At 55.7% G+C, this 24,213-nt stretch carries 21 protein-coding genes; 16 read left to right on the forward strand and 5 right to left on the reverse strand.

Annotation, left to right across the window (positions count from 1 at the left end; genetic code table 11):
* Positions 1–40: 40 nt before the first annotated feature.
* From NB063_RS16445 to NB063_RS16485, 9 genes are all read left to right on the forward strand, one after another.
* Positions 41–706, forward strand: coding sequence for a tRNA (adenine(22)-N(1))-methyltransferase (locus NB063_RS16445; RefSeq protein ID WP_250929833.1), 666 nt, complete (start codon positions 41–43; stop codon positions 704–706).
* 145 nt (positions 707–851) lie between these two features.
* Entirely contained in the window at positions 852–1,820 is a 969-nt protein-coding gene (locus NB063_RS16450; RefSeq protein ID WP_250929834.1) for a glycosyltransferase family 10 domain-containing protein, read from the forward strand.
* Positions 1,821–1,925: 105 nt separating this feature from the next.
* Entirely contained in the window at positions 1,926–2,891 is a 966-nt protein-coding gene (locus NB063_RS16455; protein ID WP_250929835.1) for a glycosyltransferase, read from the forward strand.
* Positions 2,892–3,056: 165 nt separating this feature from the next.
* Positions 3,057–4,043, forward strand: a complete 987-nt coding sequence (locus tag NB063_RS16460) for a GDP-L-fucose synthase family protein (protein WP_250929836.1) — start codon at positions 3,057–3,059, stop codon at positions 4,041–4,043.
* On the forward strand, positions 4,040–5,311 hold the full coding sequence (locus NB063_RS16465) for a DegT/DnrJ/EryC1/StrS family aminotransferase (protein WP_250929837.1): 1,272 nt from the start codon (positions 4,040–4,042) through the stop codon (positions 5,309–5,311). The genes NB063_RS16460 and NB063_RS16465 overlap by 4 nt, the downstream gene beginning before the upstream one ends.
* A gap of 5 nt (positions 5,312–5,316) precedes the next feature.
* Positions 5,317–6,246: an alpha-1,2-fucosyltransferase gene (locus tag NB063_RS16470; RefSeq protein ID WP_250929838.1), complete on the forward strand. Its 930-nt coding sequence runs from the start codon at positions 5,317–5,319 to the stop codon at positions 6,244–6,246.
* Between the two features lie 60 nt (positions 6,247–6,306).
* Positions 6,307–7,014, forward strand: coding sequence for an FkbM family methyltransferase (locus NB063_RS16475; protein WP_250929839.1), 708 nt, complete (start codon positions 6,307–6,309; stop codon positions 7,012–7,014).
* Entirely contained in the window at positions 7,015–8,181 is a 1,167-nt protein-coding gene (locus NB063_RS16480) for a glycosyltransferase (RefSeq protein ID WP_250929840.1), read from the forward strand. It begins immediately after the preceding gene.
* Positions 8,178–9,197: a glycosyltransferase gene (locus NB063_RS16485; protein WP_250929841.1), complete on the forward strand. Its 1,020-nt coding sequence runs from the start codon at positions 8,178–8,180 to the stop codon at positions 9,195–9,197. Before NB063_RS16480 ends, NB063_RS16485 begins: the two co-directional genes overlap by 4 nt.
* On the opposite strand, the gene NB063_RS16490 is transcribed toward NB063_RS16485, so the two are convergent.
* Together NB063_RS16490 and NB063_RS16495 are read right to left on the reverse strand one after the other, a co-directional pair.
* Positions 9,194–10,351, reverse strand: a complete 1,158-nt coding sequence (locus NB063_RS16490) for a glycosyltransferase family 61 protein (protein ID WP_250929842.1) — start codon at positions 10,349–10,351, stop codon at positions 9,194–9,196. The two genes, NB063_RS16485 and NB063_RS16490, sit on opposite strands and share 4 nt — an antisense overlap.
* Positions 10,352–10,412: 61 nt before the next feature.
* Positions 10,413–11,216, reverse strand: a complete 804-nt coding sequence (locus NB063_RS16495; protein ID WP_250929843.1) for an FkbM family methyltransferase — start codon at positions 11,214–11,216, stop codon at positions 10,413–10,415.
* 355 nt (positions 11,217–11,571) lie between these two features.
* Between NB063_RS16495 and NB063_RS16500 the strand changes: the two genes are divergently transcribed.
* From NB063_RS16500 to NB063_RS16515, 4 genes are all read left to right on the forward strand, one after another.
* The gene (locus NB063_RS16500) at positions 11,572–12,366 is read left to right on the forward strand and encodes a DUF1796 family putative cysteine peptidase (protein ID WP_250929844.1); all 795 of its coding nucleotides are present in this window, start codon (positions 11,572–11,574) and stop codon (positions 12,364–12,366) included.
* A 202-nt stretch (positions 12,367–12,568) separates the two neighbouring features.
* Positions 12,569–13,024, forward strand: a complete 456-nt coding sequence (locus NB063_RS16505; RefSeq protein WP_250929845.1) for a flagellar hook assembly protein FlgD — start codon at positions 12,569–12,571, stop codon at positions 13,022–13,024.
* 54 nt (positions 13,025–13,078) lie between these two features.
* Positions 13,079–15,517: a flagellar hook-basal body complex protein gene (locus tag NB063_RS16510; protein WP_250929846.1), complete on the forward strand. Its 2,439-nt coding sequence runs from the start codon at positions 13,079–13,081 to the stop codon at positions 15,515–15,517.
* 270 nt (positions 15,518–15,787) lie between these two features.
* On the forward strand, positions 15,788–16,771 hold the full coding sequence (locus NB063_RS16515) for a VanZ family protein (protein ID WP_250929847.1): 984 nt from the start codon (positions 15,788–15,790) through the stop codon (positions 16,769–16,771).
* 23 nt (positions 16,772–16,794) lie between these two features.
* Here the strand turns inward: NB063_RS16515 and proB are convergent, their stop codons facing one another.
* Together proB and ypfJ are read right to left on the reverse strand one after the other, a co-directional pair.
* Complete coding sequence (proB, locus tag NB063_RS16520; protein WP_250929848.1) at positions 16,795–17,994, reverse strand: glutamate 5-kinase; 1,200 nt, start codon at positions 17,992–17,994, stop codon at positions 16,795–16,797.
* Positions 17,995–18,160: 166 nt separating this feature from the next.
* On the reverse strand, positions 18,161–19,021 hold the full coding sequence (gene ypfJ, locus NB063_RS16525; RefSeq protein ID WP_250929849.1) for a KPN_02809 family neutral zinc metallopeptidase: 861 nt from the start codon (positions 19,019–19,021) through the stop codon (positions 18,161–18,163).
* Between the two features lie 222 nt (positions 19,022–19,243).
* On the opposite strand from ypfJ, the gene rimO reads away from it, so the two are divergent.
* On the forward strand, positions 19,244–20,722 hold the full coding sequence (rimO, locus tag NB063_RS16530; protein WP_250929850.1) for a 30S ribosomal protein S12 methylthiotransferase RimO: 1,479 nt from the start codon (positions 19,244–19,246) through the stop codon (positions 20,720–20,722).
* Positions 20,723–20,978: 256 nt separating this feature from the next.
* Positions 20,979–21,956 (forward strand): hypothetical protein, encoded by a 978-nt coding sequence (locus tag NB063_RS16535; protein WP_250929851.1) that lies wholly within the window; start codon positions 20,979–20,981, stop codon positions 21,954–21,956.
* Between the two features lie 85 nt (positions 21,957–22,041).
* Here NB063_RS16535 and NB063_RS16540 read toward each other — a convergent pair whose 3' ends face one another.
* A complete protein-coding gene (locus tag NB063_RS16540; protein WP_250929852.1) occupies positions 22,042–23,151 on the reverse strand; it encodes a hypothetical protein in 1,110 nt (369 codons plus the stop codon).
* Between the two features lie 448 nt (positions 23,152–23,599).
* Here NB063_RS16540 and NB063_RS16545 point away from each other — a divergent pair, with 448 nt between their 5' ends.
* Positions 23,600–24,019: a hypothetical protein gene (locus NB063_RS16545; RefSeq protein WP_250929853.1), complete on the forward strand. Its 420-nt coding sequence runs from the start codon at positions 23,600–23,602 to the stop codon at positions 24,017–24,019.
* Positions 24,020–24,213 lie beyond the last annotated feature (194 nt).

The following is a 24,213-nucleotide window of genomic DNA, read 5'->3' on the forward strand; positions in this document are numbered from 1 at the left end:
TGTTGATTGCCACTATCTACTTCTCATTTTAACTGCCGTCGTGCCGCACCTCGATCAACGACTCAAAGCCGTCGCGTGCCAGATCCGCTGTGGCACCCACGCCGATATCGGTTCGGATCATGGGCATTTGCTCAAAGCGTTGCTGGCATCGGGCCGGATCGAACGTGGCATTGCGATCGAGAACAAGGTGCGCCCTCACGCAAATTCGCAGGCGACGCTTGCCGGGTGCAACGCGGACGTGCGGTTGGCCGACGGGCTGGCCGGAATCGCGAGCGGAGAAGCCGACTGTCTGAGTATTTGCGGGATGGGAGGAGAATCGATCGTCCGTATCCTGGAGGCGTATCCGGACCGCGTCCCCGTCACCGCGATTCTGCAGCCCAATCGCAGACCGGAATTGGTGCGGGCTTGGGCCCTGCGGAGCCACTACAACCTCGCCGATGAGAGGATCGCCCACGGTCACTGGCGGTACGTGATCCTGCGGTTCGAAAAATCACAGAATTGCCCGGCAAACTGTCAAAGCCACCACGACCCCGCCTACGACGGCCTCGACCGGGACGCCGCCTTGCTATTGGGCCCTCACCAGCTCCACCGCCGCGACAGCGATTTCATCACGGCACTTCGAGAAGAACAAACGTATCTCCGCTCACTTGCCCGGCTTACCAAAGAAGCCACCAACCGTCTCGCGGTCATCGAGCGAGTGATCTAGCGGGCTAGCCATCAGACCAAGCGTCTAACCGAAATCCCAACTTTGGCTGATCGACTCGCCTTGATGGCAAGTTAGGCATTTTGCTAGCGTCCGGTCGCGACGCACCACGACGATCCCCCTATGCCTAATGCGAGGCGAGCCCCCGATGCCGCGAGTACTACTGTCGAGCTGTTGCCCGAACTGGCCTCTCCTACGACAAACCCCCGGTTCGCTCGGTATCTGGGAAGATTTTGAGTTCGTCATGGGACCGAGTGCGGAGGACGTCGACGCGTGTGTCGTCTTGGATAATCCCGTATCCAGCATGGCGGTGACCTGTTGTCCGCAGAACACGTTCTTTCTGTCGTGGGAACCGCCCGAAATTCGTACGTTCAATGCGACATTCCTTAATCAATTTCGGTGGATTCAGACGTGTCATCCAACGGGACATCCCGGGCTCATTGAATCGCAGCAGTCACATCCGTGGCACGTCGGCGTGGATTCCGACCATGGATTTGCGCCGGTTTTAGACTACGACGCATTGCATGCGATGCCGCGTCCTGAAAAGAGCGGCTTGATTAGCGTGGCGATTTCAGCCAAGGCGACGACGCCCGCTCACCGGCAACGTTTGGAATTTGTGAAGCATTTGAAGAGGCGTTTGGGAGACCAGTTTCATATTTATGGACGTGGTCACCAATCCATCTCCGACAAATGGGCGGCCCTGGGAAACTATCGATATCACATCGCTATGGAGAATGCGTCGCGTCCGAACTACATCACGGAGAAACTCTCTGACGCATTTTTGGGACACTGCTTTCCGTTCTATTTCGGTGCCCCCAATGCCACTGATTTCTTTCCGGAGGGGAGTTTTCAACCGATTGATATTTTCAATATCGATGAGGCGATTGAAATCATCTGCGACGGAATTCAATCGGATCTGGATGTTGTCCGTCGGCATGAGGCCGAGGCCGCCCGGCTAGCGGTGCTCGATGAATTGAATCTGTTTCCCATGCTCGTCGGTTTGCTGCGTGAGAAGATGGTGCAGGGACCTAAGCAGACTTTCACGGTCTATCCCAAAAAACACCGTATCAAAATCGGAGTTTCCAATCTTTCTCGTGTTTTCCGTAAGGCCGCATAGCGAAAAGTGGCGTTCGACGACGTCGTCTCAAAACTCATTTCTCGCCATGGGTAATCGAACTGCTAATCCTGTGAGTTCGTGATATGCAACACTAAGGACATCCAAATGAAACCCAGTGACATCGATGTCGTGATGCCAATTTACAACGCTGAACGCTATCTCGAGTTGGCGGTTCGGAGTCTCTTGCAGCAAACGTATCCGAATTTTCGAATCGTTTGTATTGACGATGGAAGTACGGACGGCTCGTCGGACATTTTGGCGGCGTTGGCCAGAGAGGACTCCCGCGTCGCGGTTTTTCGTCAGGAAAACAAAGGTTTGGTTGGGGCGTTGAATGCGGGGTTGTCTCAATGCACGGCGCCGTTGGTGGCACGGATGGACGCCGATGACATCGCGATGCCCGAACGGTTCCGGTTGCAGCGTGAGTTTCTCAATTCGCATTCGGACGTCGTCGCGGTGGGTGCCGCGATTCTTGAACTCGACAGCGATGGCGAGGCGTTAGGGGTCGATCAATTTGGCTCGACGCACGAGGCCATTGAACGCGACATGTTGCGGACAAAAACGGGCATGGCGCACCCAACGGTGATGATGCGACGCGAAGTCGTGGACTCGCTCGGCGGGTATCGGCTGAAATACGAGTGGATTGAAGACCTGGATTTGTGGTTGCGGATGGCGGAGGTCGGTCGGCTGGCGAATCTCCCTGAGGTGCTGCTGTGTTATCGTCAACACGGTTCGAGCGGCACGTGGAGTGTGGGGCAGAAACGGCGTGAGCGATTGGTGGCACTCATGGAGGAGGCCCATCAGCGTCGGGGGCTGCAGCTCCCGAGTAGCCTTGTTGAACGCTGCATGGCTCGTCGGTCTCCATCGGGGCCAAATAAATGGGCCCGCAAGGCGTCACGCAACGGCCAATGGGGGGTCGCCCTGAAGCATTTGGCTCGGCAGTGGAGTGCCGCGCCCCTGAGCCTGCTGACGTGGCGAATCACGGTGGAGGCGACATTGCGTTCGGCCACATATCGGCTCCGCGGGGCAGACAATACCTTGCCAGAAGTCCCTGAAATCAAACGGGCCGCCTGACCGCTCAAATCGATTCGGGTTCGCTTTTTACAGGGTTTTTGAGGAAATGCGGGTTGGTTTCCAAAATCAAAATTGATGAAGAAATTCGCCTATCTGTTTCCCTCGAGTCTTGTTTAGAATCCGTCTTTCGATTTAATTTCCCACACCAAAGGAAACGGATTTCCTGTGGATAAAAATGACGCAATTCTCGTGACCGGTGGCACGGGCATGGTTGGTACGCGGTTGGTGGAGCAGCTCCAGTCCGCCGGGTATACCAATCTTCTTGTTCCCACGCGGAAGGAGCTCGATCTATGTGACGAGCAGTCGGTCAACGCTTGGTTTGATCGGAATCGACCACGCTACGCGTTTCTAATCGCCGCCAAGGTGGGCGGGATCGCTGCAAATATCGCCGATCCGTCGGGCTTTCTAGCCGACAACCTGAAGATCATCGTCAATCAAATCACCGCTTGTCATCGTTCCGGCGTTGAGAAGTTGTTGTTGCTGGGAAGCACCTGTATCTATCCCCGCGAATGTCCCCAGCCGATGAAGGAAAGTCACCTTCTCAGCGGACCGCTCGAGCCAACCAATGAAGGTTACGCACTCGCCAAAATCGCGGGACTGAGATTGGCTCAGAGCTATCATCAGCAACACGGAATGAAATGCGTGTTGCCGATGCCTTGCAATATCTATGGCACGAACGACCATTTCGATCTAAGCCGTTGCCACGTGTTGAGTGCGTTGGTCAAACGGTTCAGCGATGCTGTCGCCAACGACACGGAAGAAGTCGTTCTTTGGGGATCAGGAATCGCTCGACGTGAATTTATCCACGTTGATGATGTCGTCGACGGAATGCTGTTTTTGTTTGAAAAAGCCGCTGACGGAGAAATCGTCAACCTTGGTTCTGGGACTGATGTTTCGATCGCGGAACTCGCCAGCATGATTGCTGAAGAGACCGGGTTCCAAGGTAAGATCGGCTGGGATACCAGTCGTCCAGACGGCATGCTCAAGAAATGCACCGACGTGAGTCGTTTGCATGAGTTGGGCTTTCAAGCCAGCGTATCTTTGCGAGATGGAATTCGCCAAACGGTCGCCCAATATCGCACGCTCAGTGGAGCGTGTGAGAAATCATTGGACGATGTGACCATTCAGAAATCGACACGGAGAGTCGCGTGAACACCAATACAAGTGCCAGTTTAGACCAGTGGTTGGATGAAAATCTTCAGTCGCCGGAGACGGGGCGGGGCAAATACTGGTTCCCGTTGACGTTGCCGACGTTCGGGAAAGAAGAAATTGCCGCCGCGATGCGGTGCATGTGTGACTACCAAACCTCGATGGGTGGGCTCACGCGAGACTTCGAAAAAGGCTTTGCTGAATTTACGGGAGCCCACGATGCGGTGATGGTCAATAGCGGATCGTCGGCGGATCTGCTGCTCGCATTTCATCTTGTCAATCCGATGAATCCGCGAATGAAGGCGGGGGAAGAGGTTTTGGTTCCCGCCGTGACGTGGCCGACTCAGGTTTGGTCACCCTTGATGGCCGGGTTGAAGGTCAAGTTGGTAGACGTGGATCCCGCAACGCTTAATATCGATTTCGATGATCTGCGTCGCAAAATCACTCCAAATACCAAGTGCCTTTTCGCTGTGCATTTGATGGGCTATCCCTGTGACATGCAGGAACTGCAGAGCATCTGTGACGAATACGGTTTGTTGCTGATCGAAGACTGTTGTGAGTCGATCGGAACGAAGTTCGCCGACCGGCATGTCGGTAACTTTGGGATCGGCGGGACATTCAGTTTCTTTTTCTCCCATCACATGACCACGATGGAGGGAGGGATGATCATCTGTAATTCCGATGAGGACGCCGAAGCACTTCGTGTTTTGCGAGCCCATGGTTGGTCTCGCGCCCATATTCCGGTGAGCCAGCAGACGGTGGACCAGCGATTTCAATTCATCAACTGGGGCTTCAACCTCCGCCCTACCGAACTGAACGCCGCGTTTGGTATCGAGCAGTTGAAAAAGCTCGATGCGATGAATCAACGTCGGAGCGAACTTGCCAAGAGATTCGATGATTATATCGATAGCACGCCCCTCTTAGATCGCGTTTCGATGCCCGTCGAGGGGACATCCTGTCCGCTTGCCACGGTCGTTCGCTTGTCCGGGGCGGCCTCCGGTTGCCGTGTTGACGTGCTCAACCGATTGGAAGAAGCGGGTGTGGAGACCAGGCCTGTTGTGACGGGAAACCTGGCCCGTCAACCCGCCGCAAAGCTGATCGGCGATCTCAATCCCTCCGATTTCCCCGGTGCAGAAGAGATCCATCACGGAAGTTTCTATGTTGGTCTCAATCCGGTGTTCGACGACGTGATGTTCGAGCGAATGATTCGCACGGTGGACGATGCCGTTCGCCAATCTGTTCAAACAGTCAAAACAAGCAAGGCGGCCTAGGTTCGATGATCGTAACACGGCTACTCGGTGGACTTGGCAATCAGATGTTTCAGTACGCATTTGGGTACTATCTGGCCAAAAACGCATCGGAAGATCTCGTTCTGGATGTAAGTGGTTTTGAAAGCTACACGCTCCATGAGCTTGCGATTGACCAGTTTGATATCACCGCGTCGAGATTGCCTGCTACCGAGATGGCACGTGTTCCAAATCGGTATCGAGGGAAGCCAAGATGGACGGAATCACTCGCCAATATCGTCGGGACGATTCTGCCTCGAGATAAGCGTCCCTTGCAACTGCGGAGAGAGAAGCCGTTCGGCTTTTCGCCAACATATCTTTCTGAGGCGTCGGATGTCTATTTGGATGGCTATTGGCAGAGCGAACGGTTCTTTCCCGGGGTACTGAATGAACTCAAACGGGAGTTCGCTTTGAAGAAACCACTGTCCGATGCTTCGTGCCACACGCTCGATCAGATCAAGTCAGGTGTGAGCGTCTCGATCCATGTTCGTCGTGGCGATTATGTCACCAACTCGGAGTCGAGCAAAATCTATCGCTGTTTGGATGCGGATTATTATCGAAATTGCTTGACGGATCTGCGGGAGCGGTTTTGCGATTTGAAGGTGTTCCTCTTCTCAAATGATATTCCGTGGTGCCTGAGCGAGTTGGACGTCGGTGTCCCATTAAATCCCGTTACCCACAACGACGCCACGACTGCCTACGAAGATATGTACCTGATGAGTCAGTGCGATCACGCCATCATCGCCAATAGCTCGTTCAGTTGGTGGGGGGCTTATCTCGGTGGCAACGAACCAAACCGTCGAGTTTATTATCCCGATCCGTGGTTCCATCCCGGGACCCTCAACGGCGATTCGATGGGATGTGAACGGTGGGTGAGTGAACGTGAGATTAAGACGAAGCATTCCCGAGTGGCTGCCTGAGCAACTCGTCATACCAATTTGATTGCAAACTGGCAATTCGTTCGGAGCGTAGAGTAAACGATGACATCACCATTATTAAATTATCGAATCAGCCGTAGTGTTGCGAAACGCGCCGATTCATTCCTCAGCTTGATCGGCATTCGAGACCGAATCCCCGTTGCCACTCACGCTCGTAGTCATCGACAGTGGGTTGCCAACGATGGCGACACAACCCATCGCACCGAGTATCAATTGGAGGCGAGTGATATTGTTTTTGATGTCGGTGGTTACCGAGGCGACTGGGCTGCCGAAATCTATGATAAGTTCGGCTGTGAAATACATGTGTTTGAACCGATCTCGAATTACTGCGCCGAGATATCGGACCGGTTCGTAGATGTCGACCGTGTGCACGCCCATTGCTGTGGCCTTTCCGCGGAAGACGGTTCCTTTTCGCTGGGGATCTCAGACGACTCAACGTCGCAGTTTGTGTCAGGGTCCCAAAGCGAGACGTGCGTCTTGAAGTCGGTTTCCGATTTCCTCGAGGAACGAGGGATCAGTCGAGTGGCCCTGTTGAAGCTCAATATCGAAGGCGGGGAATACGATCTGCTCGAGCATCTCATTGAAACGAATCTGATTGAGGTATTTGAGAACATTCAAGTTCAGTTTCATTGGTTTGTGCCCCATGCCCGCAGTCGCATGAAGCAGATTCAGACGGCGCTCGCAAAGACCCATGCGATCACCTACCAGTACCCGTTCGTTTGGGAGAACTGGGTGAGGGACGCAGCGTAGATGAGCATCGCGATCCACGGACGTGCTGAGGGGGCCGATCGCCGAAACGCAGAGTTTCGCAAGTCGATCGTGCTTGGCTCCACTCAGTCCGGTTGGGGCGGTGGCGAAGTGTATCTGATGGCGTTGGCGAAGGGGCTTCGGGATCGAGGTGCCGATGTTCATTTTGTCGCCCGGAGCAACGGTTCTTTGCACGACAACGCAGTCGACGAGGGGTTTCCGGTAAGGACGTTGGATTGGAAGGGCCGGAATCCCTTCCAACTATGGGGTCTGCGTCGATGGCTGTGCCGCGAGAGTTTCAGCATTGTGCACTGCAATGACTCCCATTGTCTGACTGGGCTAGGAGTCGCTGCTAAGGGGATCGGCGGGTTAAGCGTGATTGGCATCCGCCATACGATGTTCCCGATCCGATCCGTCTTTAAGTACTCACGTGTGGCTGATCGGGTGATTTGCGTTTCCCACGCCGTTGCCGATGCGTGTAGGCAAAGAGGCGTGATGGCTGACAAGCTGAGTGTCATTCACGCCGCGATTAGTCGTCCGAATGTCTCTAGTGATTACGTGGCTGGATTGCGGTGCGAGCTCCTGCCTGACGCTAGCCACAAACTGATCGTGGCGGTTGGCAACCTATTGGAATGCAAAGGGCATGAGGCCCTGATCCGGTCGGCGCACCGGTTAAAACAGGACGGTCTCAAAGTTCGAACGGTGATCGCGGGAGAAGGTGATCAACGGGAGCATCTCGAGTCACTGATTCGGGAACTCGGCTTAAACGACGACGTGCGGCTTTTGGGATTTCGCAATGATGCCGAATCGCTGATCGCTGCCGCGGATGTGGTCGCTCACCCTTCCTACAACGAGGGGCTGTGTCTGACGGTTGCCGCTGCCATGATGTTGCGCAGGCCAATTGTTTCGACGGCGGTCGGTGGCTTGCGAGACGTTCTGGGGATCGACCCGCGGATGCAGAGTGATGGGCCGTATGCGTGCGTGTTCGAAGCGGGCGACGAGTCGTCGCTTTCGAACGCCCTGCACAATCAGCTCGCCGATCCGACGAACGCGGAATCGCTGGACGATGCCTGTCAATTTGCAATCAACCGATTCACAACGGCAAGGATGGTGGACGCCACGATTGGACTCTACTCGGAACTACGCCAACCGAAGGTGCGAGCCGCGTGAATGCTTCTCAGATCGAAAAATTGCAGCCAAACCGTGCAACTGATCGCGTCAATATCGTCGCCCGGAAAAACGGAGTCGGCATCGACCGCGACGTCAAATTGATTGAAGACGCCCTGCGCGATTCGGTAGAGGTGGCGTGGAACGAGTACCGAGGGCTCGATTCGTTTTGGAGTGGTGTGACGAGATCGCTATTTCAGACGAGCCGCGGCGAATCGCCTTGCCTGCATTTGATGGCCGAGCGTGTTCCGCGGAGCGTCGCGACTCTGGCCGGCAAAGTGGCGTTGATCCCAAACCAGGAGCGGTTTCCACGGCGTCATCTGTCTCGGCTTCGGCATGTGGATCGGGTGCTCTGCAAGACCCGGCACGCGTATGAAATTTTTTCGCAGCACGCCCGAGCCGTCACTTATATCGGTTTTACGTCAGAGGATCGAAACCTGCCTGATGTGTCCGCCGACTATCAACGGTTTTTCCACTTGGCGGGCAAGAGCACGTTGAAGGGGACATCGACGCTCGTCGATGTCTGGTCCCGCCATCCGGAATGGCCCGAACTTACCATTGTTCAATCGGCCTCCAATGCGCCCGCCTCGGTGCCGCCCAACGTTCGGCTGTTGACAAATTATCTCGAGGACAGCGAGCTGCGCGAGATGCAAAATTGCCACGGCGTGCACTTGTGTCCTTCGTTGTCTGAAGGGTGGGGGCACTATATCGTCGAAGGGATGTCCTGTGGCGCCGTTGTTGTCACGACCGATGGACCTCCGATGAACGAGTTAGTTACCGAGGAACGTGGCATCGTCGTTCCGTGGAATGACTCACAGCCGAGGCATTTGGGGACCAATTGGCATGTCGATCCTGCGGCGTTAGAGGCGACGATCGAAAGATTGCTGCTGATGCCTGATGGGGAGAAATGTCGCCTGGGTGCGAACGCTCAGCAATGGTTTGAAATGAACCACGAGGGGTTTCAGTCGCGGTTTCGCGAGGTTGTTCGAGAATTATTAGCCGAAGTCAATTCGGGCTAAGAGCACGACTTCGCAGACGCCACCGCTGGCAGTGATTCGATCGTCTCACTGACCGCCTGTTCCAAACTCGGCAGGGGGCAATCAATGGGACCACGCCGCTTGCGTTGTTCTGCCGTTACGACTTGCAAATGGTGTCCGAGATCCTCGGAAAGCTCCGCGAAACAGGTGCGGTCGCAGCGATTGGGTCTGATCTCGATCACGTGCAGGGGTGGCCGAGCGAAGATCATGTTGGTCAACCCGGCACCATGCAGTCCTACGACAATCTGGGCATCGTGAAAGAGGCGGATCTGTTTCTCGATCGAGTACTGTTCCAAGAAATGTGTTTCGAAATCGAATCCTTCCAATAGTTTGGAGACTTCGCGTTCGTTGGCTAAGTTGCGATTTTTGGAGTGTCGACGACTGACATAGATTCTTCGCGTCGCAGTGGTAGTCTGATCGGCATCTATCAGCCCGAGTGCAGACTTCATCAGTGGGCCTAAATGTTGCCGGGCGGTCGCGGAATAGAATGAGGGCACTATCAAGTTTTCGGCGCGGATCAGCAATCCTTCGTGTGGTTCGATGATCTTCTCACGGGGAATGCCAAGCATGTCCAATGATTGTTGTTGAAACGACTTGTGACAATCGATCAGGTAGGCGTCTGCATCGAGAAGGTCGGCTCGTCGGACCAGTTCAATCCGCGGTAGCACTTCACTGAGCCAGTGGAAATAGTTGTGAGCGGCGACTTTATTGAGGACGACGACGCGTCCTGAGATGTAAGTGGGACGCGGGAATCGAGTCGGCGTGGCAATCAGTCGCCGGAGATAACGCGGGTCGAAATATCCGTGCGAAAAATCCTTGGCTCGGAGACGCCCGGCGATATAGCGAACCTCTTGAAGAGCTTGATCTTCGATGCCCACCCAGTCGCAGTTGCGACCGTGGCACCATCCGTCACGGATGGATGCTACGTAGCTGTCGGGGAATTTGTCGTTTTTCGCGGAGCTTGCTGTCTCCAGGCCGTGCACGTCGATCCGATCCGGAAACTTCGTCGCCAGTTGCTCCATCGAGGCGAAATTGTAGTGTTTGCGTTCGCCGCGTCGAAATGGCAGCAGCGTGGAAGGCGCGAACACATATTTCCCATAGTGAATCAAACGTCGATTATGACTCGCAATGTCCACAATGAGACCCTTTCCAAGATGCCGCTGCCCACGGAGGCATGCGTGATCAACGTAGCGTTGTTTAGGCTGCGCGTCGGTTGACGGATGATTCGGATTGAGTTGTTGCGGAGACCTTGCGGATGGCGATCAGATCGAGCTCTTCGACGATGAAGCGGTATCCGTATTGGGACAGCATTTCGAGGCATTCATCGACATCATCGTTGGACAAATGGCGATATTCGAAACGCAGGATTTTTGGCGTTAGACGGGTGAAGTCGATCGTTTTGATGATTTCGTAGTCATATCCCTCGGCATCGATCTGCAACAAGTCGACCGAGTCGATGTTTGCGTTCTCGAGAACTTCATGCAACGTCAGGCATTGCACGTTTTCGGAATAGATTTGCCCCGGTTCCACTCCATGTTTGATCAGATGGTTGCGGTCGAACGAGGCGCACTCCAGGTCTCCGCCATCAAGCATGTAAAACGGACGCGAGCCGCTGACCTTGTCGATTGCGGCATTAACGAGAATCAAGTTTTCATTGTCCCCGTGAAGATCTTGCAGGCGTTTGTAAACGTTCGGCTGCGGCTCGATCAGGATGCCTTTGACAGGAAATCGATTCACGATGTGAAGGATTTCGTCATTTTGAGCTCCGTCGAATGCGCCTACCTGCAGGAACGTGAGATGGCCGGTTTGGATTACCTGTTCTGCGATCGCCAGCGACAGCACGCTGCCGTAATGAAGGTCCGGTTGGTCGACCATGATCCGCGGTTCACGGCTGCGTGCAAGGCCGATCCGCCGCAGCAGCCGGGCTCGCATCCGTTTGACATCGGTACCGGTTGGGCATCCGGGAAATAAACGTCGACGAAGCTGGCGAAAACGTGCCATCGATAATCCTTTTTAGTCCACATCCAATCGAAGATATTGGGCGAAGTTAGACAATCGAGCGTTTCCATTTCAAGCTCAACTGGGTGGGCACAGGTTTGCGGACGGGCGGAAACGTGGTTTTGTTTCACGCCGGGAAACACGAAGATTGATTGACGCCAGGCACGTTGATTTGCTAGTTGCGGGTGTGCAGGCTTGATTCCGGCCGAGTGAGATGGGTCGCTTTCCAAACCCGTGAGCCGTGTTGGACTGCCTCGATTCGCAAACCCACTCGCCTGACGCGGAGCGAGATGCTTCCTTGCATGACATGCTGTGGTGAAGCAATGAGTTTTGGTGAGCAATAATCAGAGAAAGCGAAATGCGAAACCAAATGGTGATCTCGCTCGGTGGCGGATGCGACATCGCGATGATACTCGGCCACTATCACCTACGTCACACAAGTCTGCCTTTTGATTGGTTGTGGAACCTACATGATGGGCTCGACGCGGTAACGTCCATCATCGAACGTGACTTCGAAGGGATTCGAGGCCGCGAGGCCTACACGCAATCGAAACATTTTCGTTGGCCAAACCAGCAATCGGTTGTGTTCAAGGAGCATCCCCACATCGCTCACGTGCACAACAATCCCTTGGAAGACCAGCACGCGCTGGAAACGTTGGACCGGAGGATTGATCGGCTAGCGGGGATTCTTGCTGAACCGCAACGTGAGATCGCTTTTGTTTATTATCGGCGGTTTGATGAAGGGCCCGAGGCATTAGATGACTCGGCCGTTGAGGCGGGGATGGTGAGACTGGTTAACGAGTCTCGTCGATTCATGGAAATGGTGAATCGCAAATTCACTCGTTCCAAATTTCGCTTGCTCAGCGTCTATTCTGCGGACGAAGCATGCGTGAACGATCCTTCGTTTGCCGACCGTTTTGGGCAGATCGCGGGAGCTAATCCTTTGCCGGAGCTCGATTTTGACTACGTAGTCTGCCGTCCCGAGAATGACCGACAAGCGAATCGCAAATGGCAAAAGCAGTGGGCGAACATCTTGCTACGGCATGGCGTGATGAGCCGCGTTGATGTGATGAAAAGCGTGCCGTTGTCGACAAAACGACGACTTCGCCAAATGTTGCCACGACGGTTTCGACGAAACCAGAATAGGCACTGAGCCGTGTTCGCTGAAAACCTGCGTTTGGGCGGACACTTGAGACGCCCTCACCCCAACGACTTGTGAGTTTACGGTAGGGGACTGGCGGGTTGAGATGTTGACGGTTGTGACTGAATCTCTTGTTTTTGTGGACCAGGATGTGTTACGTCGTGGTTGTGAGTTGATTTTTTGATTTCATTTTCTCCTTTGAGGATTGTTGCCCATGTCCGCTGCCTCCCAGACCGGAAGTTCGACTGCTGCTTCCATTGCGGATTTTTCTTCGACGTCGTCGAGCTCGGGGACCAACGATGGGTACAACGATCTCGGGACGGATGACTTCCTCAAGTTGCTGATTCAGGAACTGCAGAATCAGGATCCGCTCAACCCGATGGACAACTCTGAGATGGTTCAGCAGATCGGTTTGATCCGTGAAATCGGGGCGACCGACGAGTTGACCGGTACGCTGACGACGTTGTCCGACAACCAACAGCTCGTTACGGCGAGCGGATTGATCGGGAAACAGGTCTCGGGACTTGCGACAGACTCCAGCCAAGTTGAGGGAGTGGTTGATCGCGTCACCGTGGAAACAAATGGTCAAAACGAAGCACGTTCGATCAAAGTTCACGTGGGTGGAAAGACGATGATTCTAGAGAACATTCGCGATATTCAAACTGGGTAGGATTTGCCGATTCGATCGGTGAGCCTGACTCGGTAACGTCTCAGGAGAACACCCGTGGGTTTGCAATCCGCTCTGACGACCGCTCTGACTGGCCTAAGTGCCGCCGAAACACAAATCGATGTGATCGGTAATAACCTTGCCAACTCTCAGACGGTTGGCTTCAAATCGTCGGATGTGGTGTTTGCCACCCAGTTTTTGCAGACGCTGTCCCTTGGTGGCGGCCCCTCGGCGAACAACGGGGGGACCAACCCTCGGCAGATCGGTCTCGGGGTTCAAGTCGCTGAAATCGCGGCGAACCACAACCAGGGGACGATCGAGATCAGCAGCAGTAGCAGCGATTTGGCGATCCAGGGAGAAGGCTTCTTCCAGGTCCAGGCTGCCGACGGCGAAATTCTCTACACCCGCAACGGGATCTTCAAACTCAACAGTGACGGAGAACTCGTCAATGCGACCGGTCAGCGTTTGCTCGGCTACGGAATCGATGATCAGTTCCAGTTGCAGACATCGACACTCACTCCGCTGACAGTTCCGCTTGGTACAAAAACGGTTGCGAAGGCGACTGAGAACGTTTCTTTTGAAGGAACGCTGACCCCGGAAGGCGAAATCTCGAGTGCCGCGCAGGTGATTGAGAGTCTGCATTTGGGTGACAATCAAGTTCCGCGACCCGATGCGTCAGGGGTGAATGCGTCGACCGCGCCGATCGCCGATACTTCCACAACGACCGCGACGGCTGGAGCTGCGGGGACGTTGGGGTCGGGGACGTATCGGTATCGTGTCGCCTTAGTCGACTCCAATGGAAATGAAGCAGCGGCGAGCAACGTGATCAGCGCATCGGTTGGTCCAAATGGCAACATCAACCTGGCTAATTTGCCCAACGACCCGACCGGTGGCACGTTTCCGACGGTGAATATCTATCGGACCGGGCCCAACGGGAGCGACTACTTCCTGCTGGATTCAGCCGCCAGCGGAGGAGCCTACAACGACACCGGGGCCACCGCCCTGACATCGACGCCGCTCAATGATGAGAACCTGACGGGCAATTACACTTACATGATCACCTATTACAAAGCGGGTGACCCTGAGAGCCGTCCGAGTGCTTACATCGGGCCGCAGAGTGTTGTCGATGGACGCATCACGTTGTCGAACTTTCCGACGCCACCGACACCGCCGCTCGGCGGCGGCTTCCCCGCCTACGATGAGGTGCGGATCTACCGGAACCTCTCCGGTGACCAAAACAACTTCTATCTCGTCGGCAGCGTCGCGCCGGGAGAAACGTTTACGGATTCGCGAACCGACGCAGAAATTTCGGATCTGGATGATTCGTCAAACCAATTGCTGGACATGAACGGTCCTGCGGTTAACAGCAACACGTTGCTGACGGATGTACTTCGTCGAGACGGGCTCGTGTACGAACAAATGTTCCGGGAAGGGACGCTCAGTTATACCGGACGCAAGGGCGGTAGCACGCTCGGTACGAAGGATTTGGAGGTCACCGCGACGACAACGATGCAGGATCTGCTGGACTTCATCGCCGACGCGTCGGGGATCCAAACGTTGCAAGTCGATTCGCAAAACCCGATTCCCGATTCGGAAAACAACATCCTCGGTGAAACGGGAACGCTCAAGCCGGGCGTGTACATCCAAGACGGTAAGATTCGTCTGGTCTCCAATAACGGTGAAGCGAACGCTATCGACATCGATCTGTCGTCGTTCCGTTTGACCGACGATGTCGGGCAAGTCACGACACCGAATATGGCGTTCGGCGTCGTCCAAGAGGGAATTGGTCAAAGTGCCGCAACGGACTTTGTCGTTTACGATTCGCTCGGCGTTCCGATCAGCGTTCGTGTGACCACCACGTTGGAGAGTCGGACAGACGAAGCGACCATTTATCGTTGGTACGCCGACAGCTCCGACAATTCGGTGCCAGGAAAGAATGACATCGCGGTGGGTACCGGCCTGATCCGATTCGACGGCAACGGTAACTTCGTGACCGCAACGGAAGAAACAATCTCGATCAATCGGCAAGGTTTACCGAGCGTCACGCCGTTGCAGTTCGAAATGGACTTTTCGCTCGTTTCGGGTTTGGCGACACAGGATGCGACGCTGGCGGCGACCCGTCAGGACGGTAGTGCACCGGGGGTGCTGAACAGCTTCACGGTGGGTGAGGACGGAACGCTGCTGGGAACTTTTAGTAACGGTATATCACGCGACCTTGGCCAGCTGCGATTGGCACGATTTGCCAACCCTGCCGGTTTGGAAGCTCGTGGTTTGAACCTGTACGCTCAAGGCGTGAACACCGGATTGCCCGTGACAGGACAACCGGGCGAAAACGGCATCGGAACGACTATCGGTGGTGCCCTCGAGTTGTCGAACACGGACATCGGCAACGACCTCGTTGAGCTCGTCTTGGCGAGTACCCAGTACCGAGGAAACAGCCGTGTCATTACGACGGCGCAGCAGTTGATTGACGAGTTGTTGAACCTGCGTCGTTAAATTGACGGCCATTAACGTCGGCTAGGAAGTGAGTGAGAGCCCCTTTGGGAAAGAGGCCTTTACGGACGCTGTTTTTTGGCGGAAGTTCAGTTTCGGCGGGCATCACGGATTGGGTCGGTGAGGATAGGAAGGTTCGCTTTTGAGTGAATCTTTTCCACTTCAGCCGACCGCATGATGTGTCGCCCGAATGTAAGATTACACTGAATCGTCCGTCGCGTTTCTCACTCCGAACGGTGTCCCATTAGCAATCTTGTGTTAACCGATCCCGATATGGCTTTCCCCCCCGAGGATGCGGCCGCCCGTTCGGTGGGGTTGATGGCGTTTGTCGGGTTGTCTGTCGCCATCTTCATGTTGCTGGTGCCGCTGCCCTTCGAGGGGCGTGCGGGCGCGGTTCTCGGTGATGTCGCTCACGCGCCGCTGTTTGGCAGCATCACCATTGCAACCTTGTTCTTATGGCATCGGCTTCGCCCGCTCGACTCGTTCGGACGCGAATGGTACGGCCGGATGGCTTTGGTGGCAGTGTGCGTGTTTCTCGGCGGCATCCTGATGGAGTTCGCTCAGACGATGACCGGCCGTACCGCGGCGCTGCATGATGCGATCGCGAATGGGTTGGGCGTGATCGCAGCGGTGGCGATTTGTTTCGCGCTACTGAACTTGCGATATCACAGCCAACGGCGTTGGGTGAGTGTGATTGCGACTGGCGTTGCCATGTCCATGGTCGGGGTGGCGATGGCGAGACCCGTTCAGGTCGGGATGGATATCGTGGCGGCGCATCAAGCGTTCCCAATGCTGGGGTCGTTTGAAAGTGAGATGGAGTTAACGCGGTGGTACTTCGACGATTGCTTGGCCGAACGAACGGACGAGCACACGACCGATGGGAATCACTCGCTGAGGATTTTGGTCCGGCGTTCCGAACACCCGGCGGCGACGTTGATCGAAACGGTTCCGGATTGGTCGGATGTGAAGACTTTGGAACTCGATGTGACCCTTGCCGGTTCTTATCCGACGTCCCTTGAAATGGTTCTCAAGGTGATGGACGAGGACCGCGCCGATTACCATGCCGACACCAGTCGCAAGTCGTTTGCGTTGGAGCCGGGCAAGACGACGCATTTGGTAATGAGCCGTGAAGAGATTCTGACGGGCCCGGACACCCGCAATCTCGATCTCACGCGAATTCAAATGGTCAGTCTGCAGCTGATATCGCCCCAGACGTCTTCATTTGTTGACATTGATCGCATCGTCGTCACGCGTTGACGTGACGTGTTCAGCGGAACGATCTATTCGGCGAGGCTGCGTAAGACCAAGTTGTTGCGGTGGATCACGTTTTCGTAGGGGCGATGGCCGAGAATGGATTCGATCTCGGCATTGGATCGGCCCGCGATAAGAGAAATCTCGTGACTGCGGTAGTTCACGAGGCCTCTCGCGATTTCTTGATCATTACGATCGATCAGGCTGACGACGTCGCCGTGCGAGAACGTGCCTTCGACGCGTTCGATGCCGACGGCTAATAAGCTTCGGCCTTGATTGCAGATGGCCCGGGTGGCCCCGTCATCGAGGAAGAGGCTGCCTTGGACGACCGCGGCGCTACCGATCCAGCGTCGTCGGCCCCGGAGGGTTCGTTTGGGCGGGATGAAAAGTGTTCCGACCCGGCCGCCCGCAAAAATTTGATCGAGCACATCGTCTTGGCGTCCAGGACCGATGATGGTGGGATGGCCGTGTGAGTTAGCCAATCGCGATGCACGCAATTTCCCTTCCATGCCGCCTTTGCTGACCGCGGAACTCTTGTCTTCAGCCATCGACATGACGTCTCCGTCGAGTTCGCGAACGACTTCAATCTTCTTGCTACCGTCGCTGTCGGGGTGCCCGTCGTAGAGACCGTGAACGTCGGTCAACAAAATCAACAACGCATCGTTGAAGAGGCCGGCGACGTGCGCGGCCAAGCGGTCGTTGTCACCAAACGTGGTCTTGAGCTCCGCGACGGCCACGGAATCGTTTTCATTGACCACCGCGATCGCGCCGAATTCGTGAATGCCGTTGAGAGCGTTGCGGACGTGCAGGTAGCCGCTGCGGCGACGCAAATCGCTCTTGGTGAGCAGGACTTGCGCGGCTTGATATCCGTGACGCAGCAGCGAGTTCTCATACGCCTTGATCAAGTCGGCTTGGCCGATCGCCGCAACCGCTTGCAAGCGAGCAATGCCGACAGGGCGGGTCGGCAATCCCAGTTTGGCCACACCAGCACCGACGGCTCCGCTGCTAACCATGATCACGTGCCGGCCCGAATCGGCGATGCGGGCCAGCTGCGCGGCCAGCAGATCGACTCGGGTAAGGTCGAGTTTTCCTTCGCTCGTCGTCAGTACTCGCGTGCCGACTTTGACGACGACGCATTTCGTTTTGGCGATCACATCGGCGCGGATTGCGTCTTGGGCGGCAATATCGTCATCGGTGTTGCCGTCCGAGGATTCACAAGCGGAATTCAAAGTTTTGTCAGAGATTGAGGGAATGAGTTGGGCGGAACGACTACTACTTTGTCACAACCTAAAAAGAGGTAAATGACGTGGCAAGGAGCCTTTGGGGGGACTCGTGGGAACGAACGGGTGGTTGTCTCGTTCGCCGGTGAGCCTCGATGGCTGGTGCAAGGCGCGGCTAGAGTGTTTCAGCACTAAACGTGTCGCCGAGGCTGAGGTCGCCGGTATGGAGGCCTTTGCTGAACCACTCGACACGCTGTTTGCTGGTGCCGTGATTGAATGTTTCGGGTTGCACGTAACCTCTGCTGCGACGCTGCAGCGTATCGTCGCCGATCGCTTGGGCCGCCGTCAACGCTTCTTCGATGTCGCCATTTTCGATGATATTGTGCATCCGGTCGGCATGGTGCAGCATCACGCCGGCGAAGAAGTCAGCCTGCAATTCCAGCTTGACGGAATACTTGTTGTATTCAACCTCGGGAACACGCTGACGGATTTGGTCGACTTGATCGGTGTAGCCGAGCAGTTTTTGCACGTGGTGGCCAACTTCGTGGGCAACGACATAGGCTTGGGCAAAGTCACCGGGGGCGCCGAGTTGCCGAGCCAATTGGCTGAAGAACGACGTGTCGAGATAGACCTTTTGATCAGCAGGACAGTAGAACGGGCCCGTTCCACTGCCGGCGATTCCGCACCCGCTACGAACCTGGTCTTTGAACAGCACGAGGGTTGGCTTGCGGTATTCCATCCCGTTTTTGGCGAAGAGCTGAGTCCAAACGTCTTCGGAATCGGCGAAGACGGTGGAGACGAACTCGCCGGCTTCCTTTTCGGCCGGCGTGAGTTCAACTGCCTGGCCGGGGGCTGCCCCGGGGGCGGCTTGGTTTTGTTGTGCTTGTTGAAGGAACTGCTGCGGGTTCCCGCCGAGCAACGCGATCACGATGGCAATCACGATAATGCCGATTCCGCCACCGGCGGCCGCTGCGGGGCGGCCCATCGTGCGGCGATCCTCAACATTTTCGCTCTGTCGTCTGCCTTTCCATCGCATGGCGAAGCCTTTGTCAGCGAAAAACGCTGTCCTTTGAATTAGATGAATCGTGGGGAGTGCCCAAATTGTGGCAAACCGCTGGGGGAATCGGAAGGCGACCGGCTCGATTGCTCGGCCACCAATTGGAAATTTCAAATTGTCAAAGTGACCGTTTCTGGTCTAATGCTCGCTTGACCAGTCATTTTCGCCCGCCCTTTCTTCAGACCACCCCGTCGCGTTTCGATGCAGCTTCCGATCTACCAAAAGCCCGAAATCAACGTCGTTTCGCCTCCAAACTCACCGGGAGCGAACTCCGGGCTGGTCGACGAACAGGCTGGCGTGTTGGGTGCAGTCGAACCGACCACAGCGCAAGCTCGCGGGCATTACGCGGTCGTCTCGCTCGGTTGCCCGAAAAACTTGGTGGACACTGAGCAAATGCTGGGCCGACTCGATGCGGACGGCTACCGGATGGTCGATTCGGTCGAGGGAGCGGATTTCGTCGTCGTCAATACGTGTGCGTTTATTGATTCGGCCCGCGATGAGTCTTTGGCGGCGATCGATGAGATGTTGACACTCAAGCGTGAAGGGAAGTTGCGAAACGTTGTCGTGACCGGCTGTTTGGCCGAACGCCAGCAAGGAAAATTGCTCCAAGAGCGACCGGACATCGATGCGCTCGTCGGTGTGTTTGCGAGAAATGATATCGTCAGCGTCGTCGACGATTTGTATTCCGGCCTTGAAGAACAGCGGACCGTGTTTAAGCCTGCTGCGGTGAACCCGCTGAGCGACGCCGTTCGATCCGCCGTAACGCCACGGCACTTCGCATACCTGAAAATCAGCGAAGGGTGCGACCGGTTGTGTACGTTCTGTGCGATCCCGAAGATGCGGGGCAAACACTTCAGCAAACCGATCGAACAGATCATTGAAGAGGCCGAACGGCTCGGTCGCAGTGGCGTGCGAGAACTCGTCGTGGTGGCGCAGGATACGACGTACTACGGCATGGACCGATACGGAAAACCACGACTTAACGATCTGTTACAACAGCTCGATCAAGTCGAATCGATCGATTGGGTTCGGTTGATGTATTTCTATCCGATGTACATCGATGATTCGCTGATCGACACGATTGCGAACGCACGTCGAATCGTTCCGTACATTGACATGCCGCTGCAACACGCGAGCGACGCGATGCTTCGCCGCATGTCTCGCAAGACGACGCGGAAGCTGCAAACTGAGATCGTCCGAAAACTACGCGAGCGTATCGATTCGCTCGTCATGCGTACGACGATGATCACTGGCTTTCCCGGTGAAACGGAAGACGATTTTAAGGAGCTGATGGATTTCGTTGAGGAGTCGCAGTTCGAAAATCTTGGTGTCTTCACGTACTCCGTCGAAGAAGACACGCCGGCGGCGAAGTTGCCCAATCGGGTCGATCCCGAGGTCGCAATTCGACGTCGTGATGAATTGATGGCGTTGCAGCAGTCGATAGCGTTTGAGTGGAATGGCAGCCGCGTTGGTGGTGTTGAAGAAGTCTTGATCGATGCCGAGATGCCTGAGCAAGAGGGTGTCTTCATTGGGCGTACCCGCAGTGAAGCACCGGACGTGGATGGGCTGGTGTATGTGTCTCAGGTTAGCGAAGAGTCGCCTGTTGAAATCGGCCAGATCCGCCAATGCGAGATCGTCGCGTCGCAAGGTTACGACCTCGCCGCAGCGGCAATCGACTGAGACGTCGTAGACACGTGGCGGCTTGAAGAGCTAACGCCTCATTCATCTACGAGAACATCGGGCTCCATGGTCACATGTCACGTGCGATGGGGCCTATTTCTTGTGCGTGAAGAATCTAGATGTTGCGCCGGAGGATACGGCCGTTGCCTCGTTCGATCCGGGATGCCAGGAGCGGGTGTCGCGTGAAAGCGAGTGCTTTAAGATATTGGGAAGCTGTTTCTGATTTGCCGCTTTCCTCTTTTGCACGAGACCACTGATGATTGTCCCTACCTATTGGGCTGAGGCAAAACGGACGATCAAGCACGAGAAACGCCAAATGACTTTGCGGCGTTTCGGCTGGTCGGACGAGAGTCAGGAGGCGGCTGAAAAGCATGCCGATAAGCGACTTGAAGAAGCGGTGGAGCGAGTCGTTGGTGGCGTGCCGACTTTGCTCGCCGAGCCCAAGGTGCCCTACAACGGGGCGGATGGGTTGCCGATCCGAGAGGAAATCGTTTCGCGTCATGGTGACGCGGTGATTACTCGCAATGCTTATGGCGCGTTGTGCCTCAATACGCCGGATGTCCTGTTCGCCGATGTGGATGCCGAGAGTAGCGAAGGATGTTCTCCGTATTTCTATACGCTGCTGATCTATTCGATCGGCTATGCCGCGGTCACATGGCAGTTTGACGAGGGGCGTTCGATTTTCCTGTATTTGTTGGGTGCGATCTTTTTCGTGACCGTTTTTGGAAGTCTGTGGCATTGGGCGATCGACCGGATTCAAGGCTCGCCGAAACAGGCCGCTTTGAAGCGAATCGAACGTGCTGCCGCACAGCATCGCGGTTGGAGCATGCGTTTGTATGAGACACCGCGAGGGTGGCGAATTTTGGTATCGCATGACACGTTTGATCCTCGCAGCGATGAGGTGCGAGCGTTCTTTCAATCGATCGGAGCGGATCCAATTTACGTTCGGATGTGTTTTAACCAAAACTGTTTCCGTGCTCGCTTGTCACCGAAACCGTGGCGGATCGGCATTGACGATCACCTCAAGCCTCGGCCAGGTGTTTGGCCGGTGTCGGCGGAGCGATTGCCGGATCGAATGCGGTGGGTGAATGACTACCAGCAGAAATCGAAGGGATACGCATCGTGTCGATACGTAACAACCTTAGGTAATGCGGTCCCTTGTTCGACGGCCAGGGAGATCATTCGACTGCACGACGAGATGTCATCGGCGATGTCGGAGAAGTCGATCGCGTAAAGCTCACGTGCGTTTTTAGAATCATGCGAGTCCAGTGCCGTAGGTGTTGTTCGACAACCGTGCCTCGTTTAACGCAAGGTGTCAATCAACCGTATACTTCGTACTCGTCCTGGTCAGCACAGAAAGGGTCAATCATCTTGCCCGACCAGACCACGAGTCGATGGCTGGTTGGCCACTGAATTGCGATCGCAAGTACTGCAATTCCTACAGCGCCGAAACCCAAAAACGCGGGGGTTTGAATCAGAGCGGCGAGGCAACCAGCGGCCGAGAATAACCCAATCATGGCGACGAAGAAGGTCCGGTGCACGCATGACAGGCGACGACTTAATCGGCAAGTGCGATAGATTTCACGGGCGGGGTTGTCCCACTGAGCGATGAAGCTCCGCAGTGCCACGCCACGATGGTGTTCCCGAAGGCTGCGTTTGATGAAAGCCTCTCGGTTGCGCCGGTAAATGGGGAGTGCGGCGAAGCGAATGATTGATGCTCCGATAAAGCACAGGATTGCCAGAGCGATCGCGGGCAACCAATCGATTAGCTGAGCGTTAGTATCCGATGGTCGATCGGCAAGCAGCAAAGACGTGAGTGGCAATGCGACCGCGATGATCGAGACGACACGCAGGAATTTCAATTGATCGGCAACGCTATTCATCTCTACCCGGCGTTGCAGTTTGTGCGGCATGTTTAATCGAATTCGCATGCCCAAGGATCGGAGCCCGGTAGGCAAAACGAAGTGGATCGAGGCTACGGCGAGTACCGCACTGAGAGCAACGATCGGGCGTCCCGTGTCGAAGGTGTAGCCCATCCACGTGCAGCCCGCGTGAATCAGACTGACGATTGCGACACTCAGAGCAATGCACCAACCGGTCGTACTGGCGAGGCAGGTTGTGGTCGCCAATACACGCTGCCTGAAGTGCAATCGTTGTCGTTCCAGTCGGGACTCGTCTAGCGGACGGAATAGACTGGTTGGCGTTCGGGCGACCGTCGTATCGGCTTCGATCGGTTGGGCATTCGCCGGTTGATCAGTGACGGATACCTCGTCGGCAAAAACTTGGTCGATGGCGGTTTCTGTGCTGCGGTCTTCTTTCGCCGTGCTGGCAGAGGATTTCGAAACCACGATGGGTTCGTACTTGTCTGCCGACATATCTTCCGTCGAATCGAAATCGTTGGATCGAGTTGAGCTAGGATCCCAAAGCACTGGATGGCAGCTTGTATTGAATAGATGAAGATGAGAGACGCATTCGCTTCAAAAAGACGTGCGTATTTGCTAGCTAACACCCGCAAGTCTAGCTCGCCAAAAGACCCAAATGCCAGAAGTTAGTGGGGTAAAACTGCGAATTAAGCGTCTGTAGCGTGTGTGCGAGTCCCCCTAAGGGGGTTGTCTTAGCCGGTCTATTCGGTGCAATCGGAACCGAGGTGTCGCGGTTTTTAAGCACAGTACAGCGACGCAGAGGGTTGTTTTGGGGGGAGAGCTGTGTGGTTGAGGGAGGCTGGGGAGCAAATGTCATGAAGTCGGTGGACGTCGAAATTAGGGACGCAACCGATTTGTTTCTGGCGGGGTGACCAAACGTGTCACGGGGGCCGCGAAGAATGCTTGCAGTTGAACGGCGTTTGCCTCTGTTTCCGCGACTGCGAAGGACTTTTCGATGACTCAGCTCACCCTTTTTTCGGATCTCACCACTTCGCTGGCACCGGCTGCTCCCGTCGTTGCTCCGGTTGTCGCTCCCACGTCGTCCGCAGCGGAGGCTCCTCAAACGGGCGGGGAAAAGAAGAGCGAACAGGACACTTTATTGAAGCTCGCTACGTTGATCCGTGATGGCCGGGCCCAGATCGAGGCCCAATCGCGGAGCCGCAGCCGTCCGGTCCAGTCGATCGGCGATTTGGCTCAGTCGGTGCTGTTGCGACACGATTTGGTCGCCCGCCGTCGGGCAGTGGCGGCTGAGAACCGAGCTGCCGCCGTGCGTGACGAAGTGGCTTGCACCGTGGCGGCCCCGAACGCGGCGGCTACTCGTGTCCCGGCGGTCGGATTGGTCCAAACGCCCGCTCAAGTTCATGTCGCCTCGTAAATCGGTCGAAAACTGAGGCTAGTGCTTCGTCTCACGGGAACTTGGGAGTTGCCTGAATCGGAGGGTTCACGCCCTGCCGCTCACAGACTTAGCGAACGGCGCGAGGGGACGTCGATTGTTTTAGTGCCTTTTTTAGCGGAACGGCGCAAGCCGTCCGGTCCCGAGTCACCGGACGGCTCGCGCCGTTCCGCTAC

It is taken from the genome of Aporhodopirellula aestuarii, assembly GCF_023701485.1.
In the GTDB taxonomy this organism is placed as follows: domain Bacteria; phylum Planctomycetota; class Planctomycetia; order Pirellulales; family Pirellulaceae; genus Rhodopirellula; species Rhodopirellula aestuarii.

Bases quoted from the DNA above. Each gene is read 5' to 3' on its own strand.
- NB063_RS16450 (WP_250929834.1), top strand. From the start codon at position 852: ATGCCGCGAGTACTACTGTCGAGCTGTTGCCCGAACTGGCCTCTCCTA.
- NB063_RS16455 (WP_250929835.1), top strand. From the start codon at position 1,926: ATGAAACCCAGTGACATCGATGTCGTGATGCCAATTTACAACGCTGAA.
- NB063_RS16470 (WP_250929838.1), top strand. From the start codon at position 5,317: ATGATCGTAACACGGCTACTCGGTGGACTTGGCAATCAGATGTTTCAG.
- NB063_RS16475 (WP_250929839.1), top strand. From the start codon at position 6,307: ATGACATCACCATTATTAAATTATCGAATCAGCCGTAGTGTTGCGAAA.
- NB063_RS16480 (WP_250929840.1), top strand. From the start codon at position 7,015: ATGAGCATCGCGATCCACGGACGTGCTGAGGGGGCCGATCGCCGAAAC.
- NB063_RS16495 (WP_250929843.1), bottom strand. From the start codon at position 11,216: ATGGCACGTTTTCGCCAGCTTCGTCGACGTTTATTTCCCGGATGCCCA.
- NB063_RS16500 (WP_250929844.1), top strand. From the start codon at position 11,572: ATGCGAAACCAAATGGTGATCTCGCTCGGTGGCGGATGCGACATCGCG.
- NB063_RS16505 (WP_250929845.1), top strand. From the start codon at position 12,569: ATGTCCGCTGCCTCCCAGACCGGAAGTTCGACTGCTGCTTCCATTGCG.
- NB063_RS16515 (WP_250929847.1), top strand. From the start codon at position 15,788: ATGGCTTTCCCCCCCGAGGATGCGGCCGCCCGTTCGGTGGGGTTGATG.
- ypfJ (WP_250929849.1), bottom strand. From the start codon at position 19,021: ATGCGATGGAAAGGCAGACGACAGAGCGAAAATGTTGAGGATCGCCGC.
- rimO (WP_250929850.1), top strand. From the start codon at position 19,244: ATGCAGCTTCCGATCTACCAAAAGCCCGAAATCAACGTCGTTTCGCCT.
- NB063_RS16535 (WP_250929851.1), top strand. From the start codon at position 20,979: ATGATTGTCCCTACCTATTGGGCTGAGGCAAAACGGACGATCAAGCAC.
- NB063_RS16545 (WP_250929853.1), top strand. From the start codon at position 23,600: ATGACTCAGCTCACCCTTTTTTCGGATCTCACCACTTCGCTGGCACCG.